This is a genomic window from Kribbella antiqua, from assembly GCF_004345665.1.
Taxonomy (GTDB): Bacteria; Actinomycetota; Actinomycetes; order Propionibacteriales; family Kribbellaceae; genus Kribbella; species Kribbella antiqua.
Window position 1 is genome coordinate 156,437 of sequence record NZ_SLWR01000001.1, and the last position, 23,308, is coordinate 179,744.

General features: G+C 68.2%; 21 protein-coding genes. 13 read left to right on the top strand and 8 right to left on the bottom strand.

What is annotated here, in order from left to right:
- Position 1: 1 nt before the first annotated feature.
- On the bottom strand, positions 2 to 655 hold the full coding sequence (locus EV646_RS00785; protein ID WP_132142865.1) for a response regulator transcription factor: 654 nt from the start codon (positions 653 to 655) through the stop codon (positions 2 to 4).
- Positions 637 to 1,911 (bottom strand): sensor histidine kinase, encoded by a 1,275-nt coding sequence (locus tag EV646_RS00790; protein WP_132142867.1) that lies wholly within the window; start codon positions 1,909 to 1,911, stop codon positions 637 to 639. Before EV646_RS00790 ends, EV646_RS00785 begins: the two co-directional genes overlap by 19 nt.
- Before the next feature lie 228 nt (positions 1,912 to 2,139).
- On the opposite strand from EV646_RS00790, the gene EV646_RS00795 reads away from it, so the two are divergent.
- The 7 genes from EV646_RS00795 to EV646_RS00825 all read left to right on the top strand — a co-directional run bounded on the left by EV646_RS00795 (position 2,140) and on the right by EV646_RS00825 (position 11,324).
- The gene (locus EV646_RS00795) at positions 2,140 to 2,907 is read left to right on the top strand and encodes an ABC transporter ATP-binding protein (protein ID WP_132142869.1); all 768 of its coding nucleotides are present in this window, start codon (positions 2,140 to 2,142) and stop codon (positions 2,905 to 2,907) included.
- Positions 2,904 to 4,847, top strand: a complete 1,944-nt coding sequence (locus tag EV646_RS00800) for an FtsX-like permease family protein (protein ID WP_241995100.1) — start codon at positions 2,904 to 2,906, stop codon at positions 4,845 to 4,847. Before EV646_RS00795 ends, EV646_RS00800 begins: the two co-directional genes overlap by 4 nt.
- A 133-nt stretch (positions 4,848 to 4,980) precedes the next feature.
- Positions 4,981 to 7,431: a DNA gyrase/topoisomerase IV subunit A gene (locus EV646_RS00805; protein ID WP_132142871.1), complete on the top strand. Its 2,451-nt coding sequence runs from the start codon at positions 4,981 to 4,983 to the stop codon at positions 7,429 to 7,431.
- 4 nt (positions 7,432 to 7,435) lie between these two features.
- Positions 7,436 to 8,143, top strand: coding sequence for an LppX_LprAFG lipoprotein (locus tag EV646_RS00810; protein ID WP_132142873.1), 708 nt, complete (start codon positions 7,436 to 7,438; stop codon positions 8,141 to 8,143).
- Between the two features lie 31 nt (positions 8,144 to 8,174).
- Entirely contained in the window at positions 8,175 to 9,845 is a 1,671-nt protein-coding gene (locus EV646_RS00815; RefSeq protein ID WP_241995108.1) for an MFS transporter, read from the top strand.
- Between the two features lie 43 nt (positions 9,846 to 9,888).
- Positions 9,889 to 10,830, top strand: coding sequence for a sucrase ferredoxin (locus tag EV646_RS00820; protein ID WP_241995110.1), 942 nt, complete (start codon positions 9,889 to 9,891; stop codon positions 10,828 to 10,830).
- Positions 10,827 to 11,324 (top strand): beta-class carbonic anhydrase, encoded by a 498-nt coding sequence (locus tag EV646_RS00825; RefSeq protein ID WP_132142875.1) that lies wholly within the window; start codon positions 10,827 to 10,829, stop codon positions 11,322 to 11,324. Before EV646_RS00820 ends, EV646_RS00825 begins: the two co-directional genes overlap by 4 nt.
- Before the next feature lie 230 nt (positions 11,325 to 11,554).
- Here EV646_RS00825 and EV646_RS00830 read toward each other — a convergent pair whose 3' ends face one another.
- Positions 11,555 to 11,950, bottom strand: a complete 396-nt coding sequence (locus EV646_RS00830) for an ABC transporter permease family protein (protein ID WP_132142877.1) — start codon at positions 11,948 to 11,950, stop codon at positions 11,555 to 11,557.
- Between the two features lie 248 nt (positions 11,951 to 12,198).
- Here EV646_RS00830 and EV646_RS38730 point away from each other — a divergent pair, with 248 nt between their 5' ends.
- A complete protein-coding gene (locus EV646_RS38730; RefSeq protein WP_158290871.1) occupies positions 12,199 to 12,369 on the top strand; it encodes a hypothetical protein in 171 nt (56 codons plus the stop codon).
- Here the strand turns inward: EV646_RS38730 and EV646_RS00835 are convergent.
- Positions 12,359 to 12,658 (bottom strand): putative quinol monooxygenase, encoded by a 300-nt coding sequence (locus tag EV646_RS00835; RefSeq protein ID WP_158290872.1) that lies wholly within the window; start codon positions 12,656 to 12,658, stop codon positions 12,359 to 12,361. The genes EV646_RS38730 and EV646_RS00835 overlap by 11 nt on opposite strands.
- An 86-nt stretch (positions 12,659 to 12,744) precedes the next feature.
- Here EV646_RS00835 and EV646_RS00840 point away from each other — a divergent pair, with 86 nt between their 5' ends.
- A complete protein-coding gene (locus EV646_RS00840; RefSeq protein ID WP_132142881.1) occupies positions 12,745 to 14,442 on the top strand; it encodes an AfsR/SARP family transcriptional regulator in 1,698 nt (565 codons plus the stop codon).
- On the opposite strand, the gene EV646_RS00845 is transcribed toward EV646_RS00840, so the two are convergent.
- Together EV646_RS00845 and EV646_RS00850 are read right to left on the bottom strand one after the other, a co-directional pair.
- Complete coding sequence (locus tag EV646_RS00845) at positions 14,404 to 14,787, bottom strand: HAD family hydrolase (RefSeq protein WP_132142883.1); 384 nt, start codon at positions 14,785 to 14,787, stop codon at positions 14,404 to 14,406. The two genes, EV646_RS00840 and EV646_RS00845, sit on opposite strands and share 39 nt — an antisense overlap.
- Positions 14,788 to 14,974: 187 nt before the next feature.
- Positions 14,975 to 17,059, bottom strand: a complete 2,085-nt coding sequence (locus EV646_RS00850) for a DNA gyrase/topoisomerase IV subunit B (protein WP_132142885.1) — start codon at positions 17,057 to 17,059, stop codon at positions 14,975 to 14,977.
- A gap of 483 nt (positions 17,060 to 17,542) precedes the next feature.
- Here EV646_RS00850 and EV646_RS00855 point away from each other — a divergent pair, with 483 nt between their 5' ends.
- Positions 17,543 to 17,773 carry a DUF7455 domain-containing protein gene (locus EV646_RS00855; RefSeq protein WP_132142887.1) on the top strand — a complete coding sequence of 77 codons (231 nt, stop codon included), beginning with the start codon at positions 17,543 to 17,545 and terminating at the stop codon, positions 17,771 to 17,773.
- 88 nt (positions 17,774 to 17,861) lie between these two features.
- On the opposite strand, the gene EV646_RS00860 is transcribed toward EV646_RS00855, so the two are convergent.
- The gene (locus EV646_RS00860; RefSeq protein WP_199236734.1) at positions 17,862 to 19,334 is read right to left on the bottom strand and encodes an aminotransferase-like domain-containing protein; all 1,473 of its coding nucleotides are present in this window, start codon (positions 19,332 to 19,334) and stop codon (positions 17,862 to 17,864) included.
- An 85-nt stretch (positions 19,335 to 19,419) separates the two neighbouring features.
- Between EV646_RS00860 and EV646_RS00865 the strand changes: the two genes are divergently transcribed.
- Positions 19,420 to 20,046, top strand: a complete 627-nt coding sequence (locus tag EV646_RS00865) for a LysE family translocator (protein WP_132142891.1) — start codon at positions 19,420 to 19,422, stop codon at positions 20,044 to 20,046.
- Here EV646_RS00865 and EV646_RS00870 read toward each other — a convergent pair.
- On the bottom strand, positions 20,004 to 22,019 hold the full coding sequence (locus tag EV646_RS00870; RefSeq protein ID WP_132142893.1) for an amylo-alpha-1,6-glucosidase: 2,016 nt from the start codon (positions 22,017 to 22,019) through the stop codon (positions 20,004 to 20,006). The two genes, EV646_RS00865 and EV646_RS00870, sit on opposite strands and share 43 nt — an antisense overlap.
- Positions 22,020 to 22,060: 41 nt before the next feature.
- On the opposite strand from EV646_RS00870, the gene EV646_RS00875 reads away from it, so the two are divergent.
- Positions 22,061 to 22,546 carry a DUF456 domain-containing protein gene (locus EV646_RS00875; protein WP_132142895.1) on the top strand — a complete coding sequence of 162 codons (486 nt, stop codon included), beginning with the start codon at positions 22,061 to 22,063 and terminating at the stop codon, positions 22,544 to 22,546.
- 133 nt (positions 22,547 to 22,679) lie between these two features.
- Complete coding sequence (locus EV646_RS00880; RefSeq protein ID WP_132142897.1) at positions 22,680 to 23,225, top strand: hypothetical protein; 546 nt, start codon at positions 22,680 to 22,682, stop codon at positions 23,223 to 23,225.
- The last annotated feature ends 83 nt before the right edge of the window (positions 23,226 to 23,308 follow it).

Here is a 23,308-nt window from a genome sequence, read left to right on the forward strand (position 1 = left end):
ATCAGCCCCGCAAGTACGTGAGCACCGCGGACACCCGGCGGTCCAGCCCGTCGTCCAGTTGCAGCTTCGCAAAGATGTTCCCGACGTGCTTCCGTACGGCGGCCTCGCTGACGACCAGCTGCTCAGCGATCGACGCGTTGACCCGGCCTTCGGCCATCAGCGCGAGCACCTCCAGCTCGCGCGGGGTGAGCGCCGACAACGGCCCGTCGTTCCGTCGCCGCGCGAGCAGCTGCCGGACCACCTCGGGGTCGACCACGGTCCCGCCGTCCGCGACCCGGTCGAGCGACTCGAGGAACTCGGTGACATGCCCGACCCGGTCCTTCAGCAGGTACCCGATCCCGCCGGTCGTTGTCTCGAGCAACGACGAGAGATAGGCGTCGGCGACGTACTGCGACAGCACCAGGATCCCGATCGTGGGCAGCTCGGCCCGGATCGCCGCGGCCGCCCGCAGCCCTTCGTCGCTGTGCCCGGGCGGCATCCGTACGTCGGTGATGACGACATCCGGCGGTTCCTTCCGTACGACGGCCAGCAGCGTGTCCGCATCGCCGACGGTGTCGCGTACCTCGTGACCGGCGTGGTCCAGGATGCTGGCAAGGCCCTCGCGCAGCAGCAGCGAGTCCTCCGCCAGCACGATGCTCAGTCGCCGAGTCGGCACGGGCACTCCATCCGCAAACGTGTCGGCCCACCAGCTGGGCTGTCGATGTCGAGTCTGCCTCCCAACGCGTCCAACCGGGTCACCAGCCCGGTGAGTCCCGTCCCGGCGCCAGCCTTGGCACCGCCGATGCCGTCGTCGACGATCGAGATGATCAGCCGCTCTCCCTCGATCCGGCCGCTGACCTCGCACGTCGTCGCCTGCGCATGTTTGGCGACGTTCGCCAGCGCCTCGCTCACGACGAAGTACGCCGCCGCTTCGATCGGCGGCGGCAAGCGCGTCGGCAGCTCCATCTGAACCATGACCGGCAGCGGACTCCGATCCGCCACCTCCCGTACGGCGGCCTCCAACCCATGGTCGACGAGGACGCGCGGATGAATCCCCCGGACCGCCTCGCGCAGATCCGCCAGCGCGGCCTCCGCCTCGGCATGCGCCTTCACCACCAACCGACGGCCCTCACCCTCCGGCAGATCCAGCTCCGCGAGCCCGAGTGTCATCGTCAGCCCGACCAGCCGCTGCTGTACGCCGTCATGGAGGTGCCGCTCGATCCGCACCCGCTCCGTCTCGAACGCGTCGACCAAATCGAGCCGCGACCGCCGCAACTCGGCCAGACTCCGCCGCAACTCCTCCTGCCGCGGCCCAAGCATCGCCCTGGCCAGCGCGGCCTCGGCTCCGGCCAGGACGCCGACCAGGTATGAGCTGACGACGTAGAAGATCGGGCCGAAGGCGAGCAGGAAGATGAACCCCTCCTGCGCGCTGTCCAGGATCCACGGGCCCATGCCCATCTCGTCGCCGTCGGCGATCACCGGCGCCGCCAGCGTGATGCCCATGACGGTCGCGCTGATGCCGGCGACCAGGGCGCTGACCGGGCAGACCAGGACACCAAGCCAGAAACCGTACCCAAGCTCCCGCAGCGACGCCCCCTCGCGCCGGCGGAACTTCAGCTTCTCCCACCGCCGCAGCGACCTCGGCATCTCGGCATGCGGGCTGTCGATGCCGTCGAGCAGCATGAGCCCCGCCCGCCACCGTTCCACCCAGCCGATCACCACGCCGAGCAGCGGCAACATCGTCACGGCCAGGATGCCGATCAAGACCGGGCTCAGCAGCGCGCTCACCGCCGCCGCACCACCGATGACGGTGATCGTCAACGCACCCACCGGCACTGACGTGAACAGATAGGCATAGCTACGCCAAGGCCAGGACGACACGAGATAGCGCGGCGACGCCATCGCTGCCCATACGGTCGTAGGTCTGTTCACGCTGCCAACCCTAGATCTGCGCCAGGCCGGTGGGCGGTAGCGTGCGCGCTACTTCACGTCTCGCCTGTAGGCCAGGGTGCGGGTCGGCGATCGGCTGTTGGCTGGTGCCATGACCGTATTGATGCCACGCCTCCGGCGCGGCGGGTCACGGGGCTTTGACTCCCGGCCTTCCCTCGTCACTCCGGTCGCTTCGCTCCCTCCGCTCCTCAGTCCAGGCCGGGAGGCCCCATGACCAGTACCGCGCCGACGTACCCAACCGTCGTACCGACTCAGCCGCCGGCTCTGCTGCTGGACGGCATCACCAAGACCTACCGGTCCAAGGCCGGGTCGGTCGACGCGCTGCGAGGCGTGACCTACCACTTCGCTCAGGGTTCGTTCACGGCCGTGATGGGGCCGTCCGGGTCCGGCAAGTCCACGCTGCTGCAATGCGCCGCCGGCCTCGACCAGCCCACCACGGGGACGGTCGTGCTCGGCGGGACCACCCTGTCCGGGCTGAACGAGGTCGCCCTGACGAAGCTCCGCCGCAACGAGATGGGCTTCGTCTTCCAGGCCTACAACCTGCTGCCGTCGCTGACCGTCTACGACAACGTGGCGCTGCCCCTGCGGCTGACCGGCCGGCGCCCGAGCCGTGGCGACGTACACCGGGTCCTCGATCAGGTCGGGCTGCAAGATAAGGCCAAGCGGCGGCCGGCCGAGCTGTCCGGTGGTCAGCAGCAGCGCGTGGCGATCGCACGGGCGCTGATCACCCGACCGTCGGTGTTCTTCGCCGACGAACCGACCGGCGCGCTGGACAGCGGCACCAGCCGGCAGATCCTGTCTTTGTTGCGCGAGGCAACCGAGAGGGCCGGGCAGACCGTGGTGATGGTCACCCACGACCCGGTCGCCGCCGCCTACGCCGAGCGGGTGCTGTTCCTGTCCGACGGTTTGATCGCGGGTCACCTCGACCGCGGAACTCCGGCCCAGATCGCCGCGGCGATGAGCTCGCTGGAGCGATGATGTTCTACCTCAGCCGCCAGACGGTCAGCCGTCATCGTTCCCTGTACGCCGGTTCGTTCATCGCACTGGCTGTCGGAGTCTTCCTACTCGGCCTCGCGGCGACCGCGACCGCAGCGACGATCGCCTACAGCGGACCGGTTGCGAGAAGCATCACCGTCACCACGCTGGGCGGACGGGATCTGGAGCCGCGCCAGGTCAGGGTGCCGCTGTCCGACGCCGATGTGTCCGGCCTGCAGACCGTACTGAGCCTGGTCGGCACGATCAGCGGGTTCATCACGATCTTCGTCATCGCCAGCACGTTCGCGTTCGCAGTCGCCTCGCGGCGCCGGGAGATCGGACTCCTGCGGCTGATCGGCGCGACACCTTCCCAGGTACGGCGAATGGTGCTCGGCGAGGTGCTGGTCGTCGCGCTCGCAGCCTCACTGACCGGGGCTGTCCTTGCTCAGCTCGCGACTCCCCTGCTGCTGAGCAAGGCGTCGTACACCGAGTTGGCGCCGGTGAAACTCGAGCCGGCCTCGCCGTGGGTCCCGCTCGCGATCGCGGTCGGCATCGGGCTGGTCGTTGCGATGCTCGGTGCCCGGTCAGCGGCGCGGCGTGCGGGACGGGTGGGGCCGGTCGACGCGTTGCGGGAAGCCGCGCTGGAGCCGCCACGCATCGGACCGGTGCGGATCACCTTCGGAGTGCTCTTCCTCGCCGGGTTCATCACGTTGCTGGCGCTGATCCGGCCGTCGACCGGCGAAGGAGTGACGCCGCTGGCGATGTTCACACCGATGCTGCTGGTGATCGCGCTGACGCTGCTCGCGCCGGTCGTGGTCCCGTGGGTCGGCCGGCTGTGGGCACTGCCGCTGATCGCGTGGACCCGGGTGTCGGGTCGGCTGGCCCAGAGCAACGTGGTCGCCGCACCACGCCGGAGCGCGTCGCTTGCTGCACCGATCCTGGCCATCTCCGCGATCGCCGGCTCGATGGTGTTGAGCCTCAGCTTCGCTGCCGACAGCGCCGAGGCGACCATCCGCGACACCCTCCGAGCGCCCATCGTGGTCGAAGGTTTCGCTGACCTTGGCGAGGTGCCGGGCGTGACGGCGGTGGACGCCGGAATCCCGCTCCAGCTCATCCGGATCAGCAGCGACGACGCCGAACTCGAAGATGCCGAAGGGATCGACCCAGCCGTCGCCAGCCGTACGCGCGACCTGACCGCGATCTCCGGCGATATAAGCCGGCTCACCGGCAACACAGTTGCCGTCAGCAAGGAAATGGCCGGCTTCGACAGCTACCAGGTGGGTGACGAGATCCCGGTGACCTTCACCGACCGAAGCGCCACGAAGCTCCGCGTCGTCGCCGTCGTCAAGGACGCCCAAGGCGTCAACCCCTCGATCCTCATCCCACTCGACCTCGTCCGCCGGCACGCCCCGACCGCCCAGCCGGAGCGCATCTTCGTCGACGGGGTCGACCTCACCACGCTCAACGAGCACCTCAGCGGTACGACGGCTCACGCCGTACCAGCCGCTGAGTGGGAGGCGGAGCAGGCCGAGGGAGTCCGCGAGGGCAACCGGCTCGGGCTGATCCTGCTGCTCGGACCAGCCGCGCTCTACAGCGCCATCGCGATCGCCAACACCCTGCTGATGGGCAGCCTGCAGCGGCGCCACGAGTTCATCACCTCTCGGCTGCTCGGGGCGACGCCTGCGCAGATCCGCCGGATGGTGCTGTGGGAGTCCGGGCTGGTCGGCGCGGTCGCGCTGAGTCTCGGTACGGCGATCACGCTGACGGTCGGGATCCTGATCCGGCATGCGATGAATTCCGGGCTGACCGACGTACCGATGACTGTGCCCTGGGCGGTGCTGACGGGTATCGCGGGAATCTGTCTGACCCTGGCGGTAGGGTCCGCTCTGGCCCCGACGACGTACATCCTGCGCCGGTCGCAGCCCTCCGCCGCGGTGGACTAGACCGCACAGGCAGGGCTGAACCGCCGGGATGGCGGGTCGTGGCCGGGCAAAGGTGAGTTCACCAGGGACAATGGGCACGGCGCCGGACCGTCGCGGCGCTGTACCGGTTTGATCGAGGAGTTCGTAGATCCGCATGGCACGCCGTACCAGCACCACCGCCGAGCCCGAGGACTTCGAGGAGCGCATCCTCGACGTCGACGTCTCCGACGAGATGCGCACCAGCTACCTGGAGTACGCCTACTCGGTGATCTACTCCCGGGCGCTGCCGGACGCGCGGGACGGACTGAAACCGGTCCAGCGGCGGATCCTGTTCTCGATGGCGGAGAACAACATCCGCCCCGACCGCGGTCACGTGAAGTCGGCCCGCGTCGTCGGTGAAGTGATGGGTAAGTACCACCCGCACGGCGACGGCGCGATCTACGACGCCCTGGTCCGGACCGCTCAGCCCTGGTCGATGCGAGTCCCGCTGATCGACGGCCACGGGAACTTCGGCTCCCTCGACGACGGCCCGGCCGCGATGCGGTACACCGAGTGCCGGATGGCGCCGCCCGCGCTGGCGATGACGAACGGCCTGGACGAGAACGTCGTCGACTTCCGGCCGAACTACGACGGCCAGGAGGAAGAGCCCGCGGTGCTGCCTGCCGCCTTCCCGAACCTGCTGGTCAACGGCGCCGCCGGCATCGCGGTCGGCATGGCCACCAACATGGCCCCGCACAACCTGGTCGAGGTGATCCAGGCGCTGCGGCACCTGATCAAGACCCCGGGCGCGGACCTGGACGACCTGATGCGGTTCATCCCCGGCCCGGACCTGCCGACCGGCGGCAAGATCGTCGGCCTGGAAGGCATCAAGGACGCCTACGCCACCGGCCGGGGCAGCTTCAAGATGCGCGCCACCGCCCGGATCGAGAACGTCACCCCGCGCCGCAAAGGCATCGTGGTCACCGAGCTGCCGTACGCCGTCGGCCCGGAGAAGGTGATCGAGAAGATCAAGACCCTGGTCCAGGCGAAGAAGCTGCAGGGCATCGCCGACGTCAAGGACCTGACCGACCGCACCCACGGCACCCAGCTGGTGATCGAGGTCAAGAACGGCTTCGTCCCCGAGGCGCTGCTGGAGCAGCTCTACAAGCTGACCCCGCTCGAGGACGCGTTCCACGTCAACAACGTCTGCCTGGTCGACGGTCAGCCCCGCACCCTCGGCCTGAAGGAACTCCTCGAGGTCTACCTCGGCCACCGGTACGACGTCACCCGCCGGCGCAGCGAGTTCCGCCGGAAGAAGGCGCAGGACCGGCTGCACATCGTCGACGGCCTGCTGATCGCGATCCTGGACATCGACGAGGTCATCCAGATCATCCGGTCCAGCGACGACGCGGCCGCCGCGCGGGCCCGGCTGATGGAGATCTACGACCTCACCGAAGTACAGACGAACTACATCTTGGACATGCCGCTGCGCCGGCTGACCAAGTTCTCCAAGCTCGAGCTCGAGACCGAGAAGGGCGAGCTGGAGCGCGAGATCGAGCGGCTGACCGCGATCCTCGAGGACGAGAACCTGCTCCGCAAGACGGTGTCGGAGGAGCTGGCCGAGGTCGCCAAGACCTACGGCACGCCGCGGCGGACCGTGCTGCTGGAATCGTCCGGTGCGACCAAGACCGCCGCCGTGCCGCTCGAGGTCACCGACGACCCGTGCTGGGTGCTGATGAGCTCGACCGGTCTGCTCGCGCGGACGAACGGTGTCGAGCCGTTCGGCACCGGCGATACCCGGGCCAAGCACGACGCGATCGTCTCCGCGGTGAAGAGCACCGCCCGCGGTCAGTACGGGCTGATCACCAGCGCCGGCCGGCTGATCCGGCTCGAGTCGCTCGACCTGCCCGCCGTACCGACGACCGCGAACGCGCCGAACCTGCAGGGCGGTGCTCCGATCGCGGAGTTCGTGTCGCTGGAGCCGGGAGAGAAGGCGCTGGCGCTGACGACGATGGATCCCGAGTCCGTCGGTGTCGCTTTGGGTACGACGGGCGGAGTCGTGAAGCGCGTCGTACCGGATCACCTGAGCAACCGCGACTCGTGGGAGATCATCCGGCTGAACGACGGCGACGAGGTGATCGGCGCGGTCGAGCTGGCCAGCGGCGACGAGGAGCTGTGCTTCATCACGTCCGACGCGCAACTGCTGCACTTCCCGGCGTCGGCGGTGCGCCCGCAGGGCCGTACGGCAGGCGGCATGGCCGGCGTACGGTTGGGCGCGGGCGCGAAGGTCGTCTTCTTCGGCGCGGTCGACACCGAACGCGAGGCCCAGGTCGTCACGATCGCCGGCTCGTCGTCCGCATTGCCTGGGACCGAGGTCGGCGCGGTCAAGGTGACGCCCTTCAGTGAGTACCCGGGCAAGGGTCGCGGGACCGGTGGTGTCAGGTGCCAGCGGCTGCTCAAGGGCGAGGACGGGCTGCTGCTCGGCTTCATCGGCGCGGCCCCGGTCCGGGCGAGCGCGAGCAGCGGCGCTCCGGTCGAGTTGCCCCCGATCGACCCGCGGCGCGACGGTTCCGGCGTGCCGGTGGCGCAGCCCATCGCTGCGTGCGCCGCGGACCTGGCAAGCTGACGCCATGAAGAGACTCGTCGCGCTCGGCGCGGTGCTCGTGTTGGCGCTGGCGGGCTGCAGCGACAAGAAGGATTCCGATGGCGGCGACGGCCGGACCGAGGAGGACCCGGTCGCGCTGCTGACGGCCGCCAAGAAGACCATCGACGAGGCGGCCAGCGTGCACATCGTGCTGACCGGGCGGGACCTGCCGGAAACCGCGCAGACACTGGCTAGCGGTGACGGCGTGGCCACGCACGCCCCGGCATTCAAGGGCAAGCTGACCGTCCGTGTGGGCGGCTCGCCGATCGACGCCGAAGTCGTTGCTGTCGGCAGCAAGGTCTACGCGAAGCTGCCGTACACGACGAAGTTCATCGAGCTCCCGCCGTCCCAGCTGGCCGGTCTGGGTGCACCCGATCCGGCGATCCTGCTGAATCCGCAGAAGGGCCTGACCGCCGTACTGCCGACGCTGAAGGACCCGAAGATCAAGGGCGAGAGCCGCGACGGTGCGAAGGTGCTGACCGAGATCACCGGTTCGGTCCAGGGCAAGTCGCTGCAGGGTATCTTCCCGAAGGCGCCCGCAGACCAGGACTTCCCCAGCACCTTCAAGATCGACAAGGACTCCAAGCAGTTGGTCTCGGCAACCATCACCGGCCCCTTCTACGCCGGCGCCACCAGCAGCTACGACATCACCCTCGACCGCTACGGCGAACAGGTGGAAATCACCAAGCCGTGAGCGCCATCGCCTACCAGGCCGCTGGCCTGTCGTGATCAGTACGGCGGCTCGGCCGCGGACACAGTTGACGCTTGCCTCGATCGCGGTCGCCTTCGCCGCGGCCGACACGTATGTCGTCGTACTGGCATTGCCGGACATGATGGCTGGGGTCGGGTTGTCGGCCGATCAGCTGCAGCGGGCGGCGCCGATCATCTCCGGGTTCCTGCTCGGCTACATCGCCGTACTGCCGCTGATCGGGCGGATCGCCGACGTGGTCGGTCGTACGCCCGTACTCGTCGGCGCGCTGGTGCTCTTCGCCGTCGGGTCGCTGATCACAGCCAGTGCGTACGACCTGTCGTTGATAGTCATCGGCCGGTTCCTGCAGGGCGTCGGGGGCGGTGGACTCGTGCCGGCAACGTTGGCGCTGGTGGCCGACCTCTGGCCGGCTGAGCGACGAGGGCTGCCGCTCGGCGTGGTTGGAGCAGTGCAGGAGCTCGGTTCGGTGCTCGGGCCGTTGCTTGGCGCCCTGGTCCTTGCTGTGGCGGACTGGCGGTACATCTTCTGGCTCAACCTGGCGGTAGCCGTCGTACTGGCTGTGCTGCTGCGTGGGTTCAAGCCGCCGCCGCTGTCCGCCGCGGTCGGCTTCATCGCGTGTGCCGCGATCGGCCTCACCCTCACCGCGCCCGAACGGCTGGCCACCGGCGTCACGCTTGGCATCCCGTTTGTACCGTTCGTCGGCGACTCACGTCTCCTGACACCGATCGGCGTCGCCAGCCTCGTGCTGGTGCTGCTCTGGGTCGCCCTACTGCTGCGCAAGACCAGGCTCCACGCGGTGGCTGGTCAGATCGACCTGGTCGGTGCACTACTGCTGGCTCTCGCACTCGCCGGGGTAGTGCTCGCCTTCGCGACCGCCGACCCTGAGCGTGAGCTGATGGCACCGGCCGGGCCATGGCTGCTGCTCGCTGCTGCGGTCTTCGGCGTCGGCTTCGCGTTCTGGCAGCGTCGTACGACGCGAGCGATCGTGCCGCGCGGGCTCCTAGGTCCAGCACCAGCGTGGGGTTCGCTGGTGGTCAGCTTCCTCGTCGGAGCCGCCCTCATTGCCGCACTGGTCGACGTACCGGTGTTCGCTCGCACCACTCAGGGTGGCGGACAGTTGGCTGCCGCGCTGGTCTTGCTGCGGTTCCTGATCGCGCTGCCCGTCGGTGCGGTGGTCGGTGGGTGGTTGACGCGGCGCTACGGGCTCGGGCTGATCACAGGCGTCGGGCTCGCGTTGGCGGGCGCGATGTTCGTCCTGATGGCGTTCTGGGACCGTGACGCGCTCGATCACGCGCCAGCTTCCGTCGTACTCGCGCTCTGCGGCTTCGGGTTCGGCCTCGCCCTGTCGCCGGTCAACACCGCCATGCTCGGCGCCACCCCCGCGGACAGCCACGGACTGGTCAGTGCCCTGGTCGTGGTCGCGCGGATGGTCGGCATGCTCGTCGGCGTCTCCGCACTCACCGCGATCGGGCTGCGGCGGTACTTCGCGATCGTCGAGGACATCCCGTCCCCGAACGAGCTGTGCCCGTCCACGCCTGGTTCGTGCCGGCCGTTCGTCGACGCGCTCCGGGACGCGGCCGTTTCACAAGTTCACGCGATCTTCGCCGGGGCCGCCGTCTGCGCGTTTCTGGCAGCCGTACTGGCCGTCCTGCTGCTCGGCCGACGTGGCGTTGTGCACACATCCTGATCATCATGAGGGACAGGCGTCTCACCTGCCGTACGGTGTTGCCGTGACCGCACGAACCGACGCGACCGGGCTGCCCGGCCTGTGCTCGACCTTCTGCCGGGAGCTGCGCGAGCCGCTCGCCGGTACGGCGGTCGTGGCCAACGGCTGGTTGCTGGTCGAACAACCGGGTCCGTGGGGTGCGAAGGCGCCGACGCAGAGCCACCTCGATCCCGCGCTCGGCGGTGCGATCGACGAGGCCTGCAAGAAGGCCGATGTCAGGTTCGGGTTGATCCGCTCCCCCGGCCGCCACCCGGATGCGGTCGAGCGGTCACACCAGGTGTACGTCGCCTCGACCTTTCCCGGGCGGACTTGGCTGCTCGGTGGTTGTGTCGACGACCCGGCCGCGCTGGAGCAACTCGACCTCGAGGCGATTGGCCGTGGGGACCGGGATGCCGTGATGACCTCGCTGCCGGCCCTGTCCGTCGTACCCGAGCCGGTGATGCTCGTCTGCACGAACGGGAAGCGTGACGAGTGTTGCGCAATCCTGGGCCGCCCACTGGTTGCAGGCCTGGCGGCTGTTGCGCCCGGACGCGTCTGGGAGGCGAATCACCTCGGCGGGCACCGGTTCGCGCCGACCGCGACCCTGTTGCCGGCCGGGACGATGCACGGTCATCTCTCGGTCGAAACGGCCGTAGCCGTGCTGGAAGCCGCCGACCGCGGTGAGACTGTGCTGACCGGTCTGCGTGGCCGGTCGACGTGGACCAAACGCGGTCAGGCCGCGGAGATCGCCGTACGTCAGCTCATCGGCGAGCTGGCGCTGGACTCCCTCGGCATCGTCGCCGAGGATCTGGAGTCCGTCACTGTCCGGCACCGCGACGGCCGGACGTGGACCGTGTCCGTGACGAGTGCGCCTGCTGATCCACCTCGTCCCGAGTCCTGCGGAAAGGAACCGTTCGCCATGTCGATCCTGCATGCCGGAACCCCTGTGGCTGGTGGAGTCCGATGAGTACCGGATTCGAAGACCTGCTTGCTGCCAACGCCGAGTACGCCGCCGACTTCCACTACGGCGGTTTCGACGGGATCGCCCACGCGGGCATCGGCGTCGTCACCTGTATGGACTCGCGCATCCCGCCGCTGGAGATGCTCGGGCTGAAGCCGGGGGACGCCAAGGTCCTGCGCAGCGCCGGCGGCCGCGTCACCGAGGTCACCATGACCGGGCTCGTGCTCGGTGTCCAGCTGCTCGGCGTCCGCCGGATCATGATCATCCCGCACACGCGCTGCGCGATGGCCGCGATGTCCGAGGACGACCTGCGCGCCAAGGTCGAAGCCGCGGCCGGCAAACCGGCCGGCTACCTGCCGATCAACGTCATCCCCGATCAGGAGGAGGCGCTCCGCCGCGACGTCGCCGCCGTCCGCGAACACCCGCTGATCGGCGACGACATCCTGGTCGGCGGCTTCATGTACGACGTCGACACCGGCCGCCTCACCCAGATCGACTGAAGTGGTGCAGTAACTCGGCCGCGTTCTTGCGGACTGCCTCGTCCGGGTCGTTCGCCCCCTGGTCCGCGACCAGGGCGAGCGACTCCGGGCTGGCGAGGTAGACCGTCGACCACGCCGCGGCGACCCCACCAACCGTCCGCTTTCAGGACCGAACCACCCTCAGCCGACCCTCGCTAGCGGCGTATGTCACCGATAGCCCCTTATTTAACCGCCAGCGGTCAAACAACCCGCTATCGGACCCAGCCGGAAACCGGCGCCGGCGAGGTCGAGGAGCAGCGCCTCGACAACTGCGTAGCCGGCGAGCCGTGCGGCAGGAACAAGGTCGCCGACACCGGCCCCAGACAGAACCCTCGGCCAGGGAAGCGTGTACGGGCAAGTACGTACCCCGCGCTGGAGGTGACTACTAAAGTGATCACTACCGTGCCTACGGTGATCAGTATTGTGTTCATGAAGGACCGGCCGAACGACGCCTCGCGCCACGCGTCCAGGTAGTTCGCCCAGAGGAAATGCGACGGCAGCGGGTTGAGCCCGCGCCCGAAGAACTCGTCGTCGCTCTTCAGCGAGCTGCCCAGCGCCCAGAACAGCGGGTACAGCCACGCCAAACCCGCTGACGAGTAAGGCAACATGCGTCATCACCGTCACCGCACGCCCGCGCCTCATGCCCCACCTGCCCGCCGCTTAGCGAGGGATCGCAGTACGACCACCTGCACCACCGAGAACATGAGCAGCAGCACGCCGTAGAGGAACGACGCCGCGACAGACCCGGCGCCCGGCCTCAGGCCGCCGTACCAACGTCATCGCCGGGCTCACCGGCCCCGAAGCCATCCTCACCGGCCTAGCCGGCATCCATCCCCACCCCAACGGCTCGCTCACCGTGAAACCCGTTGCCACCGGCAACCTCCAACTCCACGGCCTCCACTACCGCGGACGAACCATCGACCTGGACGTCGCGCAAGACGCCTGCGAGGTCCGCGTCGACGGCCGGCTGGTCTCCCCCGCTCCCGACGGCACCATCCTCGCCGTACCACCGCGAACTAGACCGTGACCTCGCGGGTGTAGTCGGAGCCGGTCATGTGGTCGCAGAGGGACTGGCAGGCGGTGAAGTGGGTGGCGAAGTTCGGGGACTGTTTCCAGGTGGTGCGGGATTGGGCGTCGGCCCACTCGGCGATGGATACGTAGTGTCCCGGGGTGTTCTCGTCCCGGAGCAGGGTCGCGGTGAGCATCGCTGGGTGATCTTTGCGGGTCCACTGGAGGAACTCGGTCCAGCGTTCGACGAACTCTTGCTCTTGTCCTGGCTTGACGTGCCAGTTGCCTGATGCGTAGTGCTCGGCCATCGTGCTTTCCCTTCTCGTGGCTCGATGCATCAGACGGTAGGCATGGGGTGTTCCCCGAGCGTTCCTCCTCGTCCTACCGTGACGGTGTGGCGGTGTGCGAGATCTCGCTGCTCGGGGGATTTGCGGTGCGGGTCGACGGCCAGGCGATTCCGGAAGGCGCCTGGCGGCACACCCGCGCGGCCCAGCTGGTGAAAGTACTGGCGCTCGCAGACGGGCACCGGCTACTCAGAGAACAGGCCATGGAACTGCTCTGGCCCGACCTCGACCCGGCCGCCGCGTCGGCCAACCTTCGCAAAGCACTTCACTACGCGCGACAGGCACTCGGCTCCCCGGCGTCGATCGCGGACCACGGCAACCAGCTGGAACTCTTCCCGGCGAGCGTCGTCGTCGACGCCGAGGTGTTCGAGCGGAACGCACGCCAAGCGTTGGCCGCCCACAGCGGCTACCAAGCTGTGCGCTACCCAGGTGACCTACTGCCGGAGGACCGGTACGCCGCCTGGGCCGAGGACCACCGTGATCGTCTCCGCGGACTCCACCTGGACCTCCTTCGAGCAGCCGGGCTATCGCACGACGTACTCGCCATCGACCCCGCCGATGAGGAAGCACATCGCGGTCTCATGCAACAGGCGCTCGACGCCGGAGACCGGAGTGCTGTCGTTCGACAGTTCGAGCAGTTGCGGCACCGGTTGCGAGCTGACCTCGGGGTCGGTCCGGACCGCGCCTCCATCACGCTGTACGAGAAGGCCCTCGCCCTCAGCCCAGGTCCCCCGCCGACCCCCGGGGAGATCACGCAAAGCCTGCTCGCGCGATCCCTCGTCCAGCTCAACTCCGGTCAGCTCGAGGACTCCGCGCGTACGGCGGGACGAGCCCGCGCGCTGGCGATCGCTGCTCAGCTGGGCCGCGAAGCGGGCGAGGCCAGCGCGATCCTCGGGATCCTGGCGAACCTGCGGGGCGAGTGGCGCGAAGCGTTCCGGGTCGACTTCGAGGACTCGGTCAGGCGCGAACCCCGGCTCGCGTCCTTCGTGTTCGACGCGCACACCTGCCTGGCGGAGTTCTCACTGTGCGGCCCGAATGGCCATGAGCAGTTCGCCGGCCTCGCCGCCGAGTTGGCCTCATCTGCCCAGCACCACCGATCCATCCAGGGCGAAGCGATCGGCGAGCTGCTCGCCGGCGAGATCGCGCTGTTCTCCGGCCGGCTCGACGACGCCCATCGACGGCTGACTCTGGCGTTGCAGTTGTACGAGCACGCCGGCGCCACGTCGGGGAAGGTGCTGACGATACAGCGGCTGGCCGAGCTCGCCGTACTGGACGGGGAACGCGGTCAGGCCACCCGACTGCTGTACGACGCCCTGCCGATGGCGCACGCGGCCTGGCTCGGACCCCACCTCGTCGTACGCACTCACGCCCTGCTGGTCGAGGCCAACGACTCGGTGCAGCTGATTGAGGCCGCGGATGGTGAACTGCAGGGCGCCAACGTCTGCCCGCCGTGCTCGCTGGGATACCTCGTCGCCACATCCAAGGCCTTCGCCCGTGGCGGCGACCTCACACAGTCGCAACGCAGGCTCGACGACGCCGAGCGATTGGCCGGTCTCTGGCCCGGCGGCGCCGCTCACGCGACCGTCTGGGAGGCACGCGCGGTCCTGCGGCAAGCCCACGGCGATTTCGACCGTGCCCGAGCGTTCTGGCAAGAGGCCGCCGACCGCTTCGCCGAAGTCGGCCGCCCCCGCGACCGCGACCGCTGCCTCTCAGCTGGCAAGGATGACCGCGAAGGCATCCACCACTGACCCAAAGTGATGATCCGCAACCGGCGTGTCGATCGGGTGCTTGTGGCCGATCCGAATGGCCTGCGAGATACAGCAGTAGTCCACCGCGTCGGCGATCTTGGTGTGCTCAAGCTTCCGGCGCTGCTGTACGACGTTCCCGTTCGTCACCACTGCCACGCGCCATCCCGCCGTACGCAAATCCGCAAGCTCATCAAGCACGGCCTGCTCCACCCAGGTGAACGACGGGTGCTCGCGGTCGTAGGCATGCACCAGCTCATCCACAGACGCCCGGTGACCGACCTCTTCCTTCAACGCTGCGAAGAGCTCAGAGCGCGGCGTGAACCCACCGTTGTCATGGGCAACCAACCACTCGACGGCGTCAAGGCCTTCGCGGTCGGACCACCACTGAGCCCACGCCAGGAACGCCGTCCCGATCGATCAGCGTGTTGTCGAGATCAAAGCAGGCCAGGCGTGGACTCATACGTCGATGCGGATCTCGTCCAGTTCGGACGGCGCCCCACTCTCATTCCCGCCGCCGAAGGCGGCGCAGCCGTCAGACGTCGATTCGGGTTTCGTCGAGTTCGTAGGCTCCCTGGACCAGGAATTCTTTGCGGGGGGCTACGTCGTTGCCCATCAGGAGATCGAAGACCTGGGCGGCGGCTTCGCCGTCGTCGACGGTGATGCGGCGCAGGGTGCGGTGCCGCGGGTCCATGGTGGTTTCGGCCAGCTGGTCGGCGTCCATCTCACCGAGACCCTTGTAGCGCTGCGGCGGCTCCTTCCAGCGGACGCCCTTCTTCATCAGCTCGGCCGTCTTCCGCTGGTACTCCGCGTCGCTGTAGGTGTACAGGTACTTGTCCTGACCCTTCTTCGGGTTCGTCAGCTCGAACCGGTGCAGCGGCGGTACGGCGGTGTAGACCCGGCCGGCATCGACCAGCGGCCGCATGTACCGGAAGAACAGCGTCGCCAGCAGGCACCTGATGTGGGCGCCGTCGGAGTCGGCGTCCGCCATGAAGATGATCTTCCCGTACCGGACCTGCTCGATGTCGAAGCTGCGGCCGGACCCGGCGCCGACCACCTGGATGATCGAGGCGCATTCGGCGTTCTTCAGCATGTCGCCGACCGACGCCTTCTGCACGTTCAGGATCTTGCCCCGGATCGGCAGCAGCGCCTGGAACTCGGAGCTGCGCGCCAGCTTCGCCGTACCAAGCGCCGAATCACCCTCGACGATGAACAGCTCGGACCGGTCGACATCGTTGCTGCGGCAGTCCGCCAGCTTCGCCGGCAGCGCCGAGGACTCAAGCGCGGTCTTCCGCCGCTGCAGCTCACGATGCTGACGCGCGGCGACGCGTGTCCGGGAAGCGGCGACGACCTTCTCCAGCACGGCGCGTGCCTGTGCCTTGTGCTCACGCTTGTTCGAGGTGAGGAACGCCTCCAGCTCGCTCTGCACGACCTTCGCGACGATCCGCGAGGCGGCCGGCGTGCCGAGCACCTCCTTGGTCTGGCCGTCGAACTGCGGCTCGGCGAGCCGAACCGTCACCACCGAGGTCAGGCCTTCGAGGACGTCGTCCTTGATGATCTCCTCGCCGCTCTTCAGCAGCCGGGTGCCGTCGAGAACACTGGTGAACGTCTTGGCCAGGGCGCGCTCGAACCCTGCCACGTGGGTGCCGCCCTTCGGCGTGGCCACGATGTTCACGAACGAGCGGAGCTCGGTCTCGTACCCATCGCCCCAGCGGACCGCGATGTCGACCTCCAGGTCGCGCTCGACGTCGGTCGGCGTCATGTGGCCGGCGTCGTCGAGCATCGGCACGGTCTCGGTGAAGTGCCCGGTACCGGTCAGCCGGATGACGTCGCTGACCTTCTGGTCGGTGGCCAGGAACTCGCAGAACTCGCTGATCCCGCCGTCGTGCTTGAAATGCTCCTCGGTGACCTCGTCGCCGCGCTCGTCCCGGATCACCAGCTCGAGGCCCGGCACCAGGAACGAGGTCTGACGCGCCCGGGTGACCAGCTCGTCGTAGTTGAAGGCCGCGTCGCGGGTGAAGATCTGCCGGTCCGCCCAGTACCGGATCCGCGTCCCGGTGACACCCTTCTTCGCCCGGCCGGCCTTGCGCAGACCCTTCGCCGGGGTGAAGCCGGCGTTCGCGCCCTCGCCGTCGAACTCACCGGCCACACCGCGCCGGAACGAGGTGGTCCAGACCACACCGCCGCGGTCGACCTCGACGTCGAGCCGCGCGGACAGCGCGTTCACCACCGACGCACCGACACCGTGCAGACCACCGGAGGCGTTGTACGAACCGCCGCCGAACTTGCCGCCGGCGTGCAGCTTGGTGAACACGACCTCGACGCCGCTGAGCTTGGTCTTCGGCTCGATGTCGACCGGGATGCCGCGGGCACGGTCCTTCACCTCGACCGAGCCGTCCTTGTAGAGCACGACGTCGATCCGCTCGCCGTGCCCGGCCAGGGACTCGTCGACGGCGTTGTCGATGATCTCCCACAGGCAGTGCATCAGGCCGCGGCTGTCGGTGGACCCGATGTACATGCCGGGCCGCTTCCGGACTGCCTCGAGTCCTTCGAGGACGAGCAGATGGCGGGCGTTGTACGTCGGGTCGAGCTCGGTACTGCGAGGCGTCGGGGCGGCCACTGGGCTCCTTCACTGGTTCACAAGCTAACTGCGCACATCCGGACCGACCGCCGGTCCGAACACCTGTTCACAGCCTATGCGTCCGTACCCCCAAAACCTTGCAAGCGGGGCCAGCCGCGTCGGCTGACCGGTACCGGCCAAAGCAGGTTGCAGGGGCTGCCGCCGGGGTACAGCGGAAGCACCAGAAAGCAGGTGGGGTAGGTGTTTTCGCAGGTATCGGTTCGGACTCAATCGGCATGTGGCGTACGACACTCCGATCATCAGCGCGGTGTGACGAAGTCATGGCGCACAGTGAAAGAGGACACGCCCGACACCCGCCGGAAACAAGAAATCACCCGCATCCGAAACGATTCCCCTTCAAGATGCGTCATAAGGGAACAGGTGGTTCGTCTCACATACGGACACGCTGCCCTACCGGGAAGCGATCCGTCTGTCAGGATGTTGCTATCTGGTGAGTACGGAACTAGATGAGATGAGGCCTCAATGACTACAGCACTCGCCCCGAGCTCGACTCTGTCGGCCGCGGATCGTTGTGACCGCTGCGGCGCGCAGGCCTACGTCCGTGTCACCCTGACCTCCGGTGGGGAGCTGCTCTTCTGCGCCCACCACAGCCGGGAACACGCGGAGAAGCTGCGCAACATCGCGATCACCATCCACGACGAGACGGGCAAGCTCGAAGACACCCCGGCCGTCGCGGCGGAAGACGATCGGTAAGCCCAAGCTTCATAAACGCGCCAACGACGGCGCCAAAGTCATAGAGGCTCCGATGGCGGTCACCGACAGGTGACCGCCATCCGTCATGTCAGACCAGAGGTACGGCGGGCGGCGGACCGTGGCGGCGCAACTCCTGCCAGGCCCGAGCCAGCCGATCGACCGCATCGTCGAGCACCGGCTCCGAGTACGCGAACGGCACCCGCAGGTAGTCGTCGTGCTCCCCCGTCGGATCCATCGCCCGGCCTGCCACGACCTCCACCCCATGCCGCAACGCCACCTGGGCGAACACCCGGGCATCGGTATCCGGCAGCCGGATCCACAACGCCGACCCGCCCTTGGGCGACGACCATTCCCATTCAGGCAGTCGCTCGGTCAGCAGCTGCCCCATCAGCTTCTTCCGCGCCGTCGCCACCCGCGCCCGCGCCGACGTCAGCTCCGTCAGTCGCGGCAGCAACCGCGCCGTCAACGCCTGATCGATCACCGGACTCCCGAGATCCGCCAGCGCTTTGTGCCGTGCCAACCTCTCCGCCAGCGGCCGCGACGCCCGGATCCACCCGATCCGTAACCCGCCCCACACCGCCTTCGACACCGACCCGATGGTCAGCACCTCACTCCCATCCGGCGCGTACGCCGCCAGCGGTGGCGGAATCGACGGCCCAGCCGGATCCCACGCCGAATACGCGTTGTCCTCCACGACCACAACGCCGTACTTCGCGGCAAGTTCTGCCACCTGCCGTCGACGGTTCGCGGACATCAGCCGTCCGGTCGGATTGTGGAACGTCGGCATCACGAACAACATCGCCGGCTCATGTGAAGCGAAGGCCGCGGTCAGCAGATCCGGCCTGATCCCGGCATCATCCAGCGGTACGCCGACCACCCGACCACCGGCGGCACCGAACAGATCGAAGCACCCCGGCCAACTGGGCTGCTCGATGACGACCGTGGCGCCACTGCGCAGATACATCTGCGTCACCAGCGCGATCGCCTGATGCGCACCGGTCGTCACGACGATCTCGTCCGGCGACGTCGGCAGACCGGACTCGGTGAAGTGCTCCGCTATCCGCTCGCGCAGCACTTGAAGACCGCGTGGGTGGTAGCCGACATGATCGAGCAACAAGGGCAGGTCACTGCTCGCGAGCTCGATCAGCTCATCGGCCAACTCCGGCAGGCCAGGATCGACGGCGTACGTCAGCGAGATCACCTCGCCGGCACCGACCGCGATCCGGTGGAACAGCGACTCGCCGTACCCCAGCGGCATCCGCTTGTCCGCTCGTGAACGACCACGTCCGGCGGCGCGGGCGACCGTCGTACCGCTCCCCCGACGGCTCTCGACGAGTCCGCGGGCGCGGAGTTCGTCGTACGCCGCGACGACGGTGGCGCGGCTGATCGCCAACGCGTCCGCGAGTCGGCGTTCGGCAGGCAGGCGTGCGCCGACCGGGAGTTCGGACGAGCCGATCTGCGCGGCAATGGCGTCGGCCAGACGGCGGTACAGACCTCCGCGGCCGGTCAGTCGGCTGCCGATCAGTTCGGCCAGTGCGGCGGCGTCTCCAGAACGGTCCACTTCTCCCTCGATTGGCTCGGGTGGACTGCTTCTTGCTTCGTCAGGCTAGTGCCTGGAAGCAGTCCAATTCGAGAGGGAGAGAGCAATGGGGATCGCGCAGCTGCTGGGATTCGCCGGCACGACGGTGGTGCTGGTCGGGATGCCGGGGCCGAACAACCTCTACATCTCGCTGCGTAGTCTCACCCAGGGGCGTCGTGCCGGCGTGGTCTCCGCCCTCGCCATCGAGACGGGCACGCTTGTCTACATCGTCGTCGCCGCGATGGGCCTGGCGACGCTGGTCAAGGCGTCTCCGGCGTTGTTCACCGCGATCACCGTGGCCGGCGCGCTCTACCTGGCGTTCCTCGGCGTGAAGGTACTCACGGCGCCGACCACCGAGCACGCCGGCCGCGTCCCGGCTGCTCCCCTCGGCAAGGTGTTCCGAGACGGCGTCGTGGTCAACCTCTTGAACCCGAAGGCCGCGCTGTTCTTCCTCGCCTTCCTCCCGCAATTCACCAGCCGCGGCGCCGGACCGGACCAGCTCCGCAACGAGATGCTGCTCCTCGGCGTCGGCGCGCTGTTGATCGGCCTGGCTCTCGACCTCAGCTACGCCGTCGGGGCCGACGCGATCGGCCGCCGCTTCCGCTCCGCCCGTACGACGACCCGCTGGCGCAACCGCTTCGTCGCAGCCGTCTACCTCGGGCTGTCGGCGGTCGCCCTCATCAGCGCGTTCTGAGGCGCCTCGAGTACGGCGAGCACACCCTCGTCCAGCCGCACCGACAGCACCTCGTCGCCGAGCCGAAGGCCACGGAGCTCGAGTCGCTTCCAGGGCAGGACTTCCGCCGGCGTGATCGTGATGGTCTCGCCAGGAACATCCGGCTCGATGCCGAGCGCCGCGACGATCACCGCGATCGCCGACGCCACCGCCCAGGCCTGCGGGCGACACGACAGCGGGTACGGCGTCGGTGTACTCTCCTCGCCCGTACCGCGGCCGCCGTACAACTCAGGCAGCCGGTAGTCGAAAGCCTCCGCCGCCTTGATTAGTCCACGTACGTACGACGTGGCGACGGCCGCATGGCCGGTCGCGAACAGGCCTTGGATCGTCATCGCGGTGTCGTGCGGCCAGACGCTGCCGGTGTGGTAGCCGAGCGGGTTGAACCGGGTCATTGCCGTCGACAACGTTCTCAGCCCGAACCCGCTGTCGAGATCGCTACCTGCCAGGATGTCGGCAACGGTCTGTTCTTCGTCGGCATCGAGCAGGCCGGTGCCGAGCAGATGACCCATGTTCGACGCGCGGCCGGCGACCGGGTCCTTCGCGCCGTCCAGGGCGATCGCCGGGTAGCCCTCGACCCAGAAGGCGCTGCGGAACCGTTCCTGCAGGGCTGCCGCCCATTCACGCCACTCGTCACCAGATTCGCCGTGGAACTCGAGCAGCTCGGCGCCCTTGACCGCGGCCGCGTAGGCATAGCCCTGCACCTCGCACAATGCGATCGGTGCGGTAGCCAGCGTGCCGTCCGGCCATTGCACAGCGTCGACCGAGTCCTTCCAGCCCTGGTTGGCCAGTCCGTGACCCGACTCGTCGACGTATTCGAGGAAGCCGTCATCGTCGGGATCGGCGTACTCCTTCATCCACTGCAGCGCGCGGCGGAGGTTCGGCAGTAGGTCGCTGACCTCCTCAGCCGGCATGCCCCAACGCCAGGCCTTATGCAGGGTCATGATCCAGAGCTGGGTCGCGTCGTGCGTGCCGTAATACGCGGCGGGCAGGACCAGGCCACCACCATGGTCGGCGACGTCGGCTCGCAGCTCGTGCGGGATCTTGCCAGGCTGCTCGGCCGACTCGGGATCGACCTTCGTTCCTTGCCAGGCGGCCAGCGCCCGCAATGTCCCAGCGGCCAGCGACGGGTCCACCGGGATCAGCATCCCCGACGAGATCAGCGAGTCACGACCGAACAGCGTGAGATACCAAGGCGGTCCGGCGCCAAGATAGCGATCGCTGCCCGCCGCAAGTTGCAGCGCTCGAGCATCGTCCAGCGACCGATTCACCCAACGCTCGACCCGCGTGTCGTCGCAGTCCACCTTCAACTCGTACGGCGCGCTGTCCGGCGCCGGCTCGATGCTGAAGCCGGTCGTGCCCTTCGGGAACTCGGCGGTGATCCGTGCGGTCAGGACAAACTCCTCCCCCGGCTCGAGCCGCGGGTTCGCGGTGACACCGGGGTCGAGGCGGGCGCTGACCCGGGTGCCGGAGTTGTCCCAGTGCAGCCGGGACGGACCGTCGTACGCCGGACTGAGCTCAGGCAGGTCAGCCGCCGCGCCGCTGCGGACGGCCGCCGTCCAGGCAAGATCGGTGCCCAGGGCAACATCAACCCGGCATTCGATGGTCGCGCGGGAGCTGTTGACCAGGCGGATGCGCTCGGTCAGGCCGTCGGTGTCGAGGTCGCGGCTGCGGTACACCATCACGGTCGGATCGTGCAGGTCGGAATCGCCCAGTCCCTCGACCATCGCGACGTACTCGTGTGAGTTCGCGGCGCGCTCGTCGGCATGCAGTGGGGTTGGCTCGCGGCCGTCGATCATCAGGCTCAGCCGGGACAGGACCCGCCGATCCCGGGCATAGACGCCCTCCGCGCCGGTGCCGGTCAACTGACCGGACGCGGGCGAGAGGACCACCCAGGGAGCAGCGAGTGCGGTGACCAAATCGTGCAGCTGAGGCATGTGTCCACCCTAAAGCCACTCCTTTGGGGCACAGTGTCGGTGTGAACTCTGTGGCGACGTTCCTGGTCGGGGTGGCGATCTTTGTCGGCATTCTGGGCATCGTCATTCCCGTCCTGCCCGGTGCGCTGCTGAGCCTGGCGGCGATCCTGATTTGGGCGCTGGAGGTGCAGAGCGCGACCGGCTGGATTGTGCTGTCCGCGGCGGTCGTCCTGATCGGTGCCAGCCAGGTGGTCAAGTACGTCGTACCGGAGCGCCGGCTGCGGGAGTCCGGGGTGCCCCGGCGGTCGATGTTCATCGGGGTCCTGCTCGGCATCGCCGGGTTCTTCCTGATCCCGGTGGTCGGCATGTTCGTCGGCTTTCCGGTCGGGGTCTATCTGTCCGAGCGGCAGCGGCTGGGCACGCATCAGGACGCGTGGACGTCGACGAAGCACGCGCTCCGGGCGACCGGGTTGTCGATCCTGATCGAGTTCATCGGTACGTCGCTCGCGGCGGCTGTCTGGCTGGTCGCCGTACTGTTCCTGGTCTAGTCACACTCCGCAGCCAAGTGATTGCCAGGGTTTTCTTATCCGCACCGAAGCCTGGTCCAAGGTTTAGGAGGCAAGCTGGATAAGAGCAGTGCCAGGTGTTCGGCCTGGCCCGCAGTACGGAAGGCAGTTCAGCATGGCGTCGTACCAGAAGCTCAAGGACAAGCGCTGGCAGTTGGCCGGCACAGCCGCCGCCGTGATCGCCACCACCGTGGCAGGCGGAGTCGCGTGGGCGACGACCAACGCGGACCCGACACCCTCACCCTCGGCGTCACCATCCACCTCACCGTCCACTCCGGCGCAATCCGGCGGTCCCGGCCACCACGGCGGTAAGGGCTTCCGCGGCGAGTTCGGCCTCGGCGGCGCGTTGCACGGTGAGTTCGTGGTGCAGAAGGAGGGCGGCGGCTACCAGACCGTCGCGACCCAGCGCGGCGAGGTGACCGCAGTCAGCAAGAACTCCATCACGGTGAAGAGCGAGGACGGGTACTCCCGGACCTACACCCTCACCGAGGACACCCTGGTGAACGCGGCCCGGGACGGCATCGACGACGTGAAGACCGGCAACCAGGTCACCGTCTTCGCGGTGGTCGCCGATGGCAAGGCGACGGCCAGTTCGGTGAACGACCAGACCGTGCGCCAGGCGGCCGGCAACAAGTGGGGCTTCAAGCACGGACCCAGGTGACTCGACCCAGACTCACAGCTGATTGCCAGGAAGCTTCCAGCGTTCACACGGGTGCAAGCGGCAGACTGAGGGCATGAGCGAGC